This window comes from Allorhizobium paknamense (genome assembly GCF_030815125.1).
GTDB lineage: Bacteria > Pseudomonadota > Alphaproteobacteria > Rhizobiales > Rhizobiaceae > Allorhizobium > Allorhizobium paknamense.
The window spans coordinates 1-12652 of the sequence record NZ_JAUSWH010000012.1; the positions used below are offsets into that span (position 1 = coordinate 1).

The 12652-nt window shown below is 60.7% G+C and carries 11 protein-coding genes; 2 read left to right on the plus strand and 9 right to left on the minus strand.

Annotated features, from left to right (window positions below; genetic code table 11):
- Positions 1-175 precede the first annotated feature (175 nt).
- On the minus strand, positions 176-1969 hold the full coding sequence (locus QO005_RS16755) for an ABC transporter transmembrane domain-containing protein (protein ID WP_307159214.1): 1794 nt from the start codon (positions 1967-1969) through the stop codon (positions 176-178).
- Between the two features lie 210 nt (positions 1970-2179).
- Between QO005_RS16755 and rpmE the strand changes: the two genes are divergently transcribed.
- Positions 2180-2401 carry a 50S ribosomal protein L31 gene (gene rpmE, locus QO005_RS16760; protein WP_268157271.1) on the plus strand — a complete coding sequence of 74 codons (222 nt, stop codon included), beginning with the start codon at positions 2180-2182 and terminating at the stop codon, positions 2399-2401.
- A 149-nt stretch (positions 2402-2550) separates the two neighbouring features.
- On the opposite strand, the gene rcdA is transcribed toward rpmE, so the two are convergent.
- The 3 genes from rcdA to QO005_RS16775 all read right to left on the minus strand — a co-directional run bounded on the left by rcdA (position 2551) and on the right by QO005_RS16775 (position 5050).
- The gene (gene rcdA, locus QO005_RS16765) at positions 2551-3066 is read right to left on the minus strand and encodes a protease adaptor protein RcdA (protein ID WP_307159215.1); all 516 of its coding nucleotides are present in this window, start codon (positions 3064-3066) and stop codon (positions 2551-2553) included.
- A gap of 512 nt (positions 3067-3578) precedes the next feature.
- A complete protein-coding gene (locus QO005_RS16770; RefSeq protein ID WP_370878092.1) occupies positions 3579-3767 on the minus strand; it encodes a DUF1192 domain-containing protein in 189 nt (62 codons plus the stop codon).
- 2 nt (positions 3768-3769) lie between these two features.
- Entirely contained in the window at positions 3770-5050 is a 1281-nt protein-coding gene (locus tag QO005_RS16775; protein WP_307159216.1) for an MFS transporter, read from the minus strand.
- A 321-nt stretch (positions 5051-5371) separates the two neighbouring features.
- Between QO005_RS16775 and QO005_RS16780 the strand changes: the two genes are divergently transcribed.
- Positions 5372-5527 (plus strand): hypothetical protein, encoded by a 156-nt coding sequence (locus QO005_RS16780; RefSeq protein ID WP_307159217.1) that lies wholly within the window; start codon positions 5372-5374, stop codon positions 5525-5527.
- Here the strand turns inward: QO005_RS16780 and QO005_RS16785 are convergent.
- The 5 genes from QO005_RS16785 to gap all read right to left on the minus strand — a co-directional run bounded on the left by QO005_RS16785 (position 5493) and on the right by gap (position 12643).
- Positions 5493-6698, minus strand: coding sequence for an HPP family protein (locus QO005_RS16785; protein WP_307159218.1), 1206 nt, complete (start codon positions 6696-6698; stop codon positions 5493-5495). The two genes, QO005_RS16780 and QO005_RS16785, sit on opposite strands and share 35 nt — an antisense overlap.
- A gap of 248 nt (positions 6699-6946) precedes the next feature.
- The gene (locus QO005_RS16790) at positions 6947-7972 is read right to left on the minus strand and encodes a class I fructose-bisphosphate aldolase (protein ID WP_307159219.1); all 1026 of its coding nucleotides are present in this window, start codon (positions 7970-7972) and stop codon (positions 6947-6949) included.
- Positions 7973-8147: 175 nt separating this feature from the next.
- Complete coding sequence (locus tag QO005_RS16795) at positions 8148-9347, minus strand: phosphoglycerate kinase (RefSeq protein WP_307159220.1); 1200 nt, start codon at positions 9345-9347, stop codon at positions 8148-8150.
- A gap of 180 nt (positions 9348-9527) precedes the next feature.
- The gene (locus tag QO005_RS16800; RefSeq protein WP_307159221.1) at positions 9528-11330 is read right to left on the minus strand and encodes a potassium/proton antiporter; all 1803 of its coding nucleotides are present in this window, start codon (positions 11328-11330) and stop codon (positions 9528-9530) included.
- A gap of 302 nt (positions 11331-11632) precedes the next feature.
- Positions 11633-12643, minus strand: a complete 1011-nt coding sequence (gene gap, locus QO005_RS16805; RefSeq protein WP_307159222.1) for a type I glyceraldehyde-3-phosphate dehydrogenase — start codon at positions 12641-12643, stop codon at positions 11633-11635.
- Between the last annotated feature and the right edge of the window lie 9 nt (positions 12644-12652).

A 12652-nucleotide genomic window follows, 5' to 3' on the forward strand; every position in this document is an offset into this window, starting at 1 on the left:
ATATGACAAACTCGCCGCCAACTTTCTCGGTTTCATTAAGCTCGCCAGCATAATGCTATGGATCAAATAACTAATTTGTCACTACAGCCTAGAGCGTTTCGAGGAAAAGCGCGTAGCGGTTTTCCGTCCAGAAATGCGTAAAAAGAAAGCGCCCTTGTCCCGGATCGGAAATGTTTTATTTCGCAGGGCTCAACACATCGTCATGGCTCATCTGGAATTGCAGCCGCGCCAGCTTGGCGTAGAGGCCGCCGTCCCGGATCAGGCTCTGATGCGTGCCTTGCTCCACCACATGGCCGTCATCCACCACCAGAATCCGGTCCGCCTTCAGAACGGTTGCCAAGCGATGGGCGATGACGATGGTGGTGCGGCTCTGCATCAATTCGTCCAGCGCCTTCTGCACCAGCGTCTCGCTTTCGGCATCGAGTGCCGATGTCGCCTCGTCCAGCAACAGCACCGGCGCATCCTTCAAAATGGCGCGGGCAATGGCGATGCGCTGCCGCTGACCGCCGGAAAGCGTGATGCCGCGTTCGCCGACGCGGCTGTCATAGCCATGCTCCAGCCTGTCGATAAATTCGGCGGCCTGTGCGGCCTTTGCTGCCGCAATGACCTCATCGCGGCTCGCATCGGGGCGGCTGAAGGCGATGTTGTCGTGGATCGTTCCGGAAAAGATCGTGACATCCTGCGGCACGATGGCGAGACGGTTGCGCAAGTCTTCGAGCGAGACGGTGCGAATGTCCCGCCCGTCCAGACAGATGCGTCCGCTGGACGGATCGTAGAACCGCAGGATCAGCGAGAAGATCGTGCTCTTTCCCGCCCCCGAGGGACCGACAATCGCCACCGTCTCTCCCCCGTCCACGGCAAAGCTCAGGCCCTTGAGGGCCGAGCGTCCCGGACGGCTGGGATAGGCAAAATGCACATCCTCGAACCAGACTTCACCGCGCGGCGGCTCCGGCAGAGGCTGCGGCGTCTCGGGCGAGCGAATGGCGGAGACCTCGGCGAGCAATTCCGTCAGCCGCTCCGCCGCGCCAGCGGATTGCATGAGTTCGCCCCAGACTTCGGACAATTGCCCGAGCGAGCTTGCCGCCAGCACCGAATAGAGGACGAACTGGCTGAGCGTGCCGGCTGACAGCGTGCCGCTCAATACCGATTGCGCGCCATACCACAACACCCCGGCAATGCTGCCGAAAACGAGGGTGATGGCAACGCCGGTCAGGATGGCACGCGCCTTCACAGCCTGGCGGGCTGCCTGAAAAGCGTTTTCCACGGCATCGGAATAGCGTGCTTCCGCTGCCCCTTCGCCATTGAAGGCCTGCACGGTGCGGCTGGCGGCAATGCTTTCCCCGGCAAAGGCGCTGGCCTCGGCAAGGCTGTCCTGCGCGGCGCGGGAGCGGCGGCGCACCGAGCGGCCGAAGGCAATCAGCGGAAAAACGATCACGGGAATGGCCGCCAGCACCATGATGGACAGGCGCGGGCTGGTATAGATCATCATCACCATGCCGCCGAAACACATGATGATGTTGCGCAGCGCCACGGACGCGCTGGCGCCGACGGCGGAGCGGATCTGCGTTGCATCCGCCGTCAGGCGCGAAACGATCTCGCCGGACTGGTTGACATCGAAAAAGGCGGGAGACAGCCGGCTGACATGGCTGAACACCTCCCGGCGGATGTCGGAGACAATGCGGTCGCCAATGGTGATGACATAGTAGTAGCGCATGGCGCTGGAGATGGCCATGACCACCGCCAGCACGATGACCATGACGAAATACTGGTTTATAAAGGCGGGGTCCTGCGAGGTGAAGCCGTGGTCGATCACGCGCCGCACCGCCAGCGGCAGGGCCAGTGTGGTGACGGCGGCCAGCACCAGAAAGAGCAGGGCGGCCAGCGCCATGCCGCGATAGCGCATGAGATAGGGATTGAGCCTTGACAGCGGCTTCAAGCTGCGGGACCGGCGGGAGGCTTGGTCGGACACTTTTTTCTCCACCCTTGCATGCACTCCCGGGCTACGGCATCACCTGCCGCTTGGCGCTTCGGGGGCCTTGTTATCTTTGTAACCTTCATGTATAGGCAGCCCATCGAATTGGGAAGCCGTGGCCTGATCGGACTACGGCTTCATTTATTAAAAAGGGTCGCCTCAGGCAATTGCGGCATTTAGACCCCAACGGCACAGCAGGAAGACGTCATGAAGGCTAACATTCATCCCGACTACCACAAGATCAAGGTCGTCATGACCGATGGCACCGAATACGAAACCTACTCCACCTGGGGTTCGGAAGGCGCAGTCATGAACCTGGAAATCGACTCCAAGTCGCACCCGGCCTGGACCGGCGGCAACCAGCAGCTCATGGACCGCGGCGGCCGCGTTTCCAAGTTCAACAAGCGCTTCGGCGGCCTTGGCCTCTGATTGCCTGCTGGCGGGCCTTGCGCCATCCGGAAAATTCGAAAGCCCGGAACGTCGGTTCCGGGCTTTTTCTTTATCCGCCTTTTCAACCGGCATGAAAAAACCCGGCGCTGCAATGCAGGCCGGGTTTTATCGTGAGAAGATAGATGCTGTCAGTTGGCGCTGAAGGCCGTGCGCAGCAGGTTGAGCTGTGCCTGGACGCTGTTTTCATTGTCCGGCACGATTTCCTGCTCGTTCGGACGATAGATTTCCCGGTCGAGAAGGGCGATACGGTTCTGCAGGCGCAGCGAACGCTCGATCAATTCACGGAAGGATTCCGGAAGATCGTTCCAGCCGGGAGCGTTCTTATCGACGTTGAAGCCGTCGAGGCGTACCTTGCTCTTTTCAGAAAGAACCTGCTCGCGCGACATTTCACCGTTGTTGACGGCGCGCTGCAACAGCAGCCAGGACGCCATCTGCATCAGCCGCGTGGTCAGCCGCATGGATTCGGCGGCGTAGAGCACGGAGGCCATGCGCGGCAGAACCTTCGCGGCGGCGCGGCCGGGTCCGTCCAGATAGGCCGCGGTTTCTTCCACGAGGCCCATGCCTTCGGCATAGGTTGCCTTGAACTGTGACGACGAGGCGGCGCGCCCGGCAAAGCTGACCGTATTCAATCCGAGTTCCGACATCGACATTATCCCTGTCTGATACCAAAGATCACGATAGTGAACCAATGCGCCGGAGCGGTTTTGGTTTCCTAAAAAAGAAAGGACAACCCTCGCTTGGGCCGGTTCTATCACTCGTCCTGGTATTACGCATCACTATTCAGGTAGCGCGGCAACGATGAAGCCCAGCCGCCTTTCCATGGACTCCACGATGCTATCAATAGCGCAAATCCGCAAGCTGTTTATTAAGAAAGGGTTAATTCCCACAGTTTTAGGTAAAGTCGGCCTAAAGCAAAAAAAGAGCCGCAAAAGCGGCTCTCAAGGTAAAACAGGGAGAAAAATCAGACCAATTCGCCAAAGGGTGAAACTGCCTGAATCCAGAAGAACTGGACAAGTTCTATAATTACTCAAAAGGCTTAATAAAGAGTTAATACTGATATGAAAGGAAACGAAGCGCCCGGCGCGCGCGCCTGTTCCCGCTTGGTCTGCGACTGTTATACGTCTCGGCGCAGCTGTAATATTCCGGATCAATTCCTTTAATTTTTTCGGTTAAAAAACGCTTCCGCCGCGGCCCTGCCACTGGCCTTGGCCACCAGCTCACGCTCCAGGCGTACAATCTCCTCCTGAAGCAGGGTGATTCGCGCTCTGATTTCATCTGCGGAAAGCTGTGAGAGATCGCTGCCCACTATATGCTCGGGTTTTTTGATCGGGCGGTCTTCTTCCATGCTCAGGCCTCCTTGAGATTGTCATTGCTGTCCTCATCGCGCCGTTCGGCGCGGGGATCGAGCTTCAGCGACTGTGGCGTGGTGGACAATTGCGATCCGCCTGTCGGCCCTGGCGAGAAGCTCCCCTTGTCTGCAAGGGGGACGGCGGCGCGGATGCGGCTTCGGATCATGGCATAGGCCAGCAACATGCCATGGGCGGTGGCCGTTACTGCAAACAGCGCATGCGGGCCGAAATGCGTCATCACCGGGCCGCCTAACGTCGGGCCGATAATGGTGCCGATGCCGTAGAGCAGCAGCAGCCCGCCGGAAACCTTCACGAAATCGCCGCTATCGGCGAAGTCGTTGGCATGGGCCACGGCAATCGGGTAGAGCGAATTGGCGGCAGCACCATAGAGCGCCACCATCGGGATGAGAAATACGGCTGTACTGGGGCGGATGAAGACCAGAAGCAGTGCCGCCACCAGCCCGATCGCGGCAATCGCCGCCAGTACATAGCGCCGGTCGGTGCGGTCCGACATGCGGCCTGCGGGAAATTGCGCCGCCGCGCCGGCAAAGATGGTGATGCTGAGCATGGCTGCAATCGTCACGTCCGGCAGGCCGATGCGGGCGCCGAACACGGCGCCCAGCGTGCCGTAGGCACCGTTGGCAATGCCGATCAGCAGAATGCCGACAAAGGAGACCGGCGAATTGCGGTAAAGCTTGCGCAGGTCGAGCTTCACCGATTTCAGCGGCTGCGGCGAGGCGGCGGTGGACATGGTGGTGGGCAGCATGGCCAGACAATAGAGAATGCCGCAGATCATGAAGAGGATGGGCGTATGCACATTGCCGAAGGCCACCATCATCTGCCCGCCGACCACACCGAACAGCGTCACGGAAATGTAGAAGGAAAAGATCGCGCCCCGGCTTTCATTGCTGGCGCGTTCGTTCAGCCAGCTTTCGATGATCATCGAGGTGCCTGCCGTGCAGAAGCCGGTCAGCGCCCTGAGCGCCACCCAGCTATGCTCTTCGACGATGATGCCGGTGAGGAGCGCAATAATCGCAATCAGCGCGATGAAGCTGGAAAAGGCCCGGACATGGCCGATGCGCATGACGAGCTTCGGCGCGAAGAAACAGCCAAGCACGAAGCCTGTGGCCCAGGCCGTGCCCAGAAAACCGAGGACTTCGTTGGAATAGCCCTCCGCCGAGCCTCGAACCGGCAGCAACAGGCTATGCAGGCCGTTGCCGAGAAACAGGAACAAGGTGCCGAACAGAAGGGAGAGAACGGGCAGGATTTTGAGTTTCATGCACACCACTTCGGTTTTGGCCGGAGATCCGGGCGGATCGCCTGAATTGCGCTTGGTCCCGTTCGGGCCGGGAGAGGGCTGCAACCTTTCCGCTGATGCAGAGTGTCAGCAGCCATTGCCTGAAAATTAAACCAGAATCCGGTTTTGAAAGTCTTTATTTGACAGCAATCGCGAACGCAGCCTGTCGAAGCATTGCGATGGAACAAAAGTTTAGCGCAATCATGGCCGTGGTGGGAATTTATGAGCATTGCCAGGAAAAGTGTGCAACGGTTTTCCGTCCGGCAATGCATTACAACGAAAGCGAAAGGCCTCTAGGAAGCCATGTCAAAAGCCATAGCCGCCTTTCTCATCCTGGTCATGGGCGTGCAGCTTATCCGCCCGCTGGGCCTGCCGGGATTGAGGCGGCGCAGCGATTTCTGGCGGCTGGCCGTGGTCGCTTTCGTCATCTGGTCTCTGACGCTTCTGCTGCGTCCCTGAGAGGTTTTTCTTGTTCCGGCACCGGCTTCATGTCGCGAGATGCATCCATCAGCGCCAGCAGCACGTCGGTTTGAGCCAGCATGCCGATCAGCTTGCCGCGCGCACTGACCACTGGCAGATGATGCAGCCCGGTTTCGGCAAATATGCCGATGGCCTCGGAGAGCGGCATATCCGGCGTGACGGTCTTCACCGGTGTCGTCATGATGTCGCGGGCCGTGCCATTCGGCGCGGCGGCACCATTCACCGCCAGGGTCATCCGGCGGCCCATGCCGATCACCGGCTTGCCGCGCGCCCAGCGCACCTTGTCGATGAGGTCGCTTTGGGTGACGATGCCGAGAATGGCGGCCTGATCGTCGGTGATCGGAATGGCCTTGATCCGGCTTTCGCGAAGCGCCGTAAACAGATCGGTCAAGGGTGCGTCAAGGGCATGGGCATGCGGGGAGGGGATCATGATATCGCCACAGACCGTATGGCTGGTGCGCCGGCGATAGGCCCTGAGTTCGGTGCGCCGCAGAATGGCTTCCAGATCGTCGGGATCGATGTCGAGAATGGCGTCATATTCCTTCAGCACGGCATCGAGATCACTGCGGTGGAAGGTTGCCTGTTCGGCAGCGCTGGGGCCTTGACCAGCGGTGGCCGGCTTGTGCCGGTGCGGATAGCGGCGGCCCACCAGCCGGTTATAGAGGAGGGCCGAGCCCAGCAGCGCCAGCGAATTGGCCGCCACCGGCCAGAGGACGAAAAAATAACCCAGATCATGCACGGCCTTGCCGCCGAGCACGGCGGTGAGCGCAATGGCTCCGCTCGGCGGATGCAGGCAGCGCAGCGAAATCATCACCGCAATCGCCAGCCCCGCGGCAAGGGCAGCACCCGCCACCGGATCAGCCAACAGATGCGTGACCGTGACACCCACCAGCGCGGACGAGATATTGCCCGCCAGGATCGACCAGGGCTGGGCGAGCGGACTGGAGGGCACCGCAAACAGCAGCACCGAGGAGGCCCCCATCGGCGCGACCAGAAAGGGCAGGCTTGCATCGCTGCCGCTTAGCGCCAGCACGCCGATCAGCCCGGTGACGAAAATGCCGATCAACGCCCCCACCGCCGAGCGCGCCTGTTCGCGATAGCTTATGGGCTGCATATCCGGCAGCAGACGGGTGATGGCGGAAAAAGGCATGGTAGCTCCCCGGATGGCAGCGCATGGGGCGCGAGAAGAGCATGCTGGACAAAGCACGGGCCAGACATGCCCTCCCTTCCCCTGTCGAGGTGAAGGCTGTGGATGAGAAGCGCCGTTGCTTCTCAGCCTACCTGCGCAAAGCCGGTTTGCGCGTCAAGGCTTAAATGCGTTCGGTCCAGGAGATAAAGACATAAAAAAGGGAGAGGCGAGCCTCTCCCTGCACTGTTCATAGCGGAAATGTGCCCGTCTCAGGCAGCTTTTTCCAGATCCTGCTGCCAGGTGCCGGTGGCGGCCAGGCTGTTCATGCGGGCGCGGTGGGTAAAGGCGCGCTGACCGGCAGCCACGTTTTCCGAGCGTCCGCCCCAGGCCTTCAGCGCCGTATCCTGCAGCGCGCGACCATAAGAGTAAGTGAGCTTCCACGGCATGTCATAGGCGGAATTCATCGCGGAGAGATGGGCCGTTGCCTCTTCCGTGGTCTGGCCGCCGGAGAGGAAGGCAATGCCGGGCACGGCGGAAGGCACCGTGGCCTTCAGCACCTTCACGGTTGCCTCGGCAACCTGAGCAACGGACGCCTTGCGGGCATTCTTGCCGTCGATCACCATGTTCGGCTTCAGGATCATGCCTTCCAGCTTGACGCGGGCGTCATAGAGATCGGTGAAGACGGTGCGCAGCACCCATTCCGTCACTTCGGCGCATTTGGCAATGTCATGCGTGCCCGGTGCGCCATCCATCAACACTTCCGGCTCGACGATCGGCACGATACCGGCTTCCTGGCAGAGGGCTGCATAGCGGGCCAGCGCCTGCGAATTGGCCTTGATGGAGCCCCAGGTCGGCAGGCCGTCGGCAATGGCGATCACGCCACGCCACTTGGCGAAGCGCGCACCGGCCTTGTAATAGTCAGCCAGACGTTCGCGCAGCCCGTCCAGGCCCTCGGTGATGGTTTCACCCGGAAAACCGGCCATCGGCTTGGCGCCCAGATCCACCTTGATGCCGGGAATGGAACCGGCAGCCTTGATGAGATCAACGAAAGGCGTGCCGTCGGCGGCCTTTTGATAGAGTGTCTCTTCGAACAGGATGACACCGGAAATGTACTTCTTCATCGCCTCATCGGCACGGAACAGCATTTCGCGGTAATCGCGGCGGCTGGTCTCGGTGGAGTCCAGGCCAATCGTGTCGAAACGCTTTTTGATCGTGGACGTCGATTCGTCCGCTGCGAGAAGCCCCTTGCCATCGGCTACCATGGCAAGCGCGATGTCTTCCAGTCTGTCACTCATGTCCATTCTCCCAAAACGTTACGATCCTTCCGGCCTAACAGAAGTTTTTCACGGGGGAAATGGGGGCTTAAGTGCTTGAAACGATTGAAATTGTTTCAATCGTTTTAAAATTCAAAATTTTTTAAACGAAATGCCGGGCGCGGTTTTGTTCCACCGCGCCCGGCATTTTTTGGACTTAGGCCTGCGTCAGCACGGCAACGCCCGGCAGTTCCTTGCCTTCCATCCATTCCAGGAATGCACCGCCTGCGGTGGAGACATAGGAGAAGTCATCGGCCACGCCCGCATGGTTCAGCGCCGATACCGTATCGCCGCCGCCGGCAACCGAGGTCAGCTTGCCGGCCTTGGTGCGCTCTGCGGCATGCTTTGCAGCGGCCACCGTCGCGGTATCGAAGGGCGCGATTTCAAAGGCGCCGAGCGGGCCGTTCCACACCAGCGTCGAGGCCTTGGAGATCCATTCGTTGACGGCGGCCACCGATTTCTCGCCCACGTCCAGCACCATGGCATCGGCGGGAATGGCGGAGATCGCCACGGTTTCATGGGCGGCATTGGCCTTGAATTCGCGCGCCACCACGCCGTCTTCCGGCAGGACGATGGCGCAACCGGCGCTTTCGGCCTCGATCATGATCTGCTTGGCGGTGGCGGCAAGGTCATGTTCGCACAGCGACTTGCCGACATCGATGCCCTGCGCGGCAATGAAGGTATTGGCCATGCCGCCGCCGATCACCAGCGCATCCACCCGCTTCACCAGGTTCATCAAAAGGTCGATCTTGGTGGAGACCTTGGCGCCGCCGACAATCGCCACAACCGGCCGGGCCGGATTGCCAAGACCCTTTTCCAGAGCTTCCAGCTCGGCCTGCATGGTGCGGCCGGCATAGGCGGGCAGGTGATGGGCAAGGCCCTCGGTGGAGGCATGGGCGCGGTGCGCGGCGGAGAAGGCGTCATTCACATAGAGATCGCCGTTCTTTGCCAGTTCGGCCGTAAAATCCGGCGTGTTCTTTTCCTCGCCCTTGTGGAAGCGGGTGTTTTCCAGAAGCAGAATATCGCCATTGTTCATCCTGGCGATGGCGTCGGCGGCGGCGCTGCCGATGCAGTCTTCAGCAAAGGCCACGGCCTGGTCCAGAACCTCTTCCACCGCGGGCACGATCTGCGAGAGCGACATGTCGGCCACCGGCTCACCCTTGGGGCGACCGAAATGCGCCAGCAGAATGACCTTGGCGCCCTTTTCCGACAATTCCTTGATGGTGGGGGCCACGCGCTCGATGCGGGTGGCATCCGTAACCTTGCCATTGGAAACGGGCACGTTGAGATCGACGCGTACAAGCACCCGCTTGCCCGCGATGTCGGTGAGGTCGTCCAGAGTTTTGAAAGCCGGCATGATCAAGTTTCCCGTGAGAGCATGCGGGGAAAGATCGGGCTTCCCCGGACATGCATAGAAAGATGTGCTGGAGAAGGATTTCAAGCCGTTCGTGGCTTATGCGCTTCTCCCGGGCCGGGCCGAATGCCCGCCGCGAGCGGACCTTACACCGCCTGCCGCCAGAAGCAAGCCGCGGAAAGATCAGGAAGGGCGCAGCCTGCGGATCTGGCCGGCGATCCATTCGCTGAGCCGGGTGAGGCTGAGGAAAACCGGGATTGGCCTTTGCGGGGCGACCTGTTCCATGGAGACGCCCACCGAGGCGATATGGCCATGCTCATCGATATCGCGGACGATCAGGATGATATGGCCGAGCCTGACGCGATCGGCGTAATCCGCACGCCCGCCAAGCCGTGCTTCCATCACCTCGCCCAGCGGCTTAGCCTTTTCCGCTTCGGTGAACAGGCCGGGACCATAGGCGGCGTCCACTTCACCGGCAGGCCGGTGGGGAGAGACGACGAAGGTGCCGAAGAATTCGCTGTCATCCTTTTCCACCGTCGCCTTGGAGGCAAACAACCGGTCGAGCAGCCGCGAATAGCCGGGCGCGATGAAGAGATAGACCTGATCGTTTTCCTTGAGCCGCCCGGCATATTGATAGCGCATGGATTTGCCGTCGCGGATCACCAGCGAGGGCATGGCCCAGCGGGGAATGCGCTCGCCCTTCAGCACCGGGCAATCGGCCACCACGCGGTAGGAGAGGAGTTCGTGATGGGCTGCGCCCGGCAGATCAAGCTCCACCTTGTCGATAGCGCCGATGCGCGGCGGTATGATCAGGCCGAGGCTTTTCGCAACCGGCTTGATGGTCCAGCCCTGCAGGACCAGCGAGATCATCACCACGATGAAGGCGGTGTTGAAATAGATGCGCCCGTCCGGCAGATCGTTCAGCATCGGCACGATGGCAAGCAGGATGGAGACCGCGCCACGCAGGCCCACCCAGGAGACGAAGCTCTTTTCCTCCTGCGTAAAGCGGAAGGGAATGAGGCAGAGCCAGACCGCGATGGGCCGCGCCACGAAGACCAGAAACAGCCCCAGCACCACGGCGGGCAGCAGGATTTTCGGGAATTCGGACGGGGTTGCCAGGAGCCCCAGCACCAGAAACATGATGATCTGCGCCAGCCACGTCATGCCCTCCTGAAAGCGGGTAATGCTGGCCGTGCCGGGAATTTTCCGGTTGCCTGCATAGATGCCCGCCACATAGACGGCGAGGAAGCCGCTGCCGCCCACGGCACCGGTATAGGAAAACACCACCATGGACAGCGCCAGCACGATGATCGGCAGCAGACCGCGTTCGATGGGGATTTTCTTGACGATGAAAACGATCACCGCACCCCCGACCAGGCCCAGCGCCAGCCCCATGCCCATCTGCTCGATGAAGAGCCGCAGCATGTCGAAGTCGAGCTGGGTATGATCCTTGCCCTGCCGCAGCGCTTCCACCAGCGCCATGGTCAGGAAGATTGCCATCGGGTCGTTGGTGCCGGATTCGACTTCAAGCGAGGAGCGCACCTGATCGCGGATATTGATGCCGCCAATGCGCAGCAGGAAGAACACCGCCGCCGCATCTGTGGACGCGACGATGGAGCCGAGCAGCATGCCTTCGAGAACCGAAAGCCCCAGCAGCCAGCTGGACATCAGCCCGAACAGCCCCGCCGTCAGCAGCACCCCAAGCGTCGCCAGCGTAATGGCCGGGGCTGCCGCTTGTTTGAAGGCCTGCAAGGGCGTGTGATAGCCGGAGTCGAACAGGATCACCGCCAGCGCCAATGATCCGATGGTATAGGCGGCCTGCCCGTTGGAGAAATTGATGCCGAGCCCGTCCACACCAGCCAGCAGGCCGATGCACAGGAACAGCAGCAGCAGCGGCGCACCGAACCGAAAGGCGATGATGCTGGAAAAGGCAGCAAACAGAATGAGGGCCGTCAGCACCAAAGTGACGATGTAGAACTGTTCCAACCCTCTGCCCTTTCCTCATCATTCTGGCCCGGCAACCACAGGCTGTACCGATTGACATGCAAACCTGCCGTTCCGCGGGCGCGGAGAAGGCACGGTCCCTGCACCCCTATAGTTTTCCCTGAAATCCACAGGGATTTCGAAACTTACGCAGGCGCGCGGGCTACGGTAACCGGGAAAATTCGGCGAACCCACCCTGCCGAATCCTTGAAAAGAACTATGATAAGAGTAGGGCGAAATGCCAAACAAAAAGACGGCCCGGAAGCTCCGGACCGTCTTTTTATGTCGTCTTGCTGAAATCCCGATCAGATCAGCTTGGCGAAGGCAACAGCCGTGTCGCTCATGCGGTTGGAGAAGCCCCACTCGTTGTCGTACCAGGTCAGAATACGAACGAAGGTGCCTTCCAGAACCTTGGTCTGGTCGATGGCGAAGATCGAGGAATGAGCGTCGTGGTTGAAGTCGCGGGAGACCAGCGGCTCTTCCGTGTAGCCCAGAACACCCTTCAGCGGACCGTTTGCAGCGGCCTTGATGGCTTCGTTGATTTCCTGAACGGTGGTGGCGCGCTTGGCCACGAACTTCAGGTCGACCACGGAGACGTTCGGGGTGGGAACGCGCACGGAAGTGCCGTCCAGCTTGCCCTTCAGTTCCGGCAGAACCAGGCCGACGGCCTTGGCAGCGCCGGTGGAGGTCGGGATCATCGAGAGGGCGGCAGCGCGGGCGCGGTACAGATCCTTGTGCATCTGGTCGAGCGACGGCTGGTCGTTGGTGTAGGAGTGGATCGTGGTCATGAAACCATGATCGATGCCCACGGCGTCGTTCAGCACCTTGGCGACCGGCGCCAGGCAGTTGGTGGTGCAGGAGGCGTTGGAGATGACCAGGTGATCCTTGGAGAGCTGGTCGTGGTTGACGCCGTAAACCACCGTCAGGTCCGCGCCGTCAGCCGGGGCCGAGACGATGACGCGCTTGGCGCCAGCCGTCAGGTGGGCGGCAGCCTTGTCGCGGGCGGTGAAGATGCCTGTGCATTCCATGGCGATGTCCACGCCGAGGTCCTTGTGCGGCAAGGTGGCCGGATCCTTGACGGCAGTCACCTTGATCGGCTTGCCGCCATTGATGACGATGCTGTCACCCTCCACCTTCACCTCGGCCGGGAAGCGGCCGTGAATGCTGTCATAGCGCAGCAGGTGGGCGTTGGTTTCAACCGGGCCCAGATCGTTGATGGCCACGACCTCGATATCGGTCCGACCGGATTCAACGATGGCGCGCAGTACGTTACGGCCAATACGACCAAAGCCGTTGATGGCTACTTTCACAGTCATTCGCGTTTA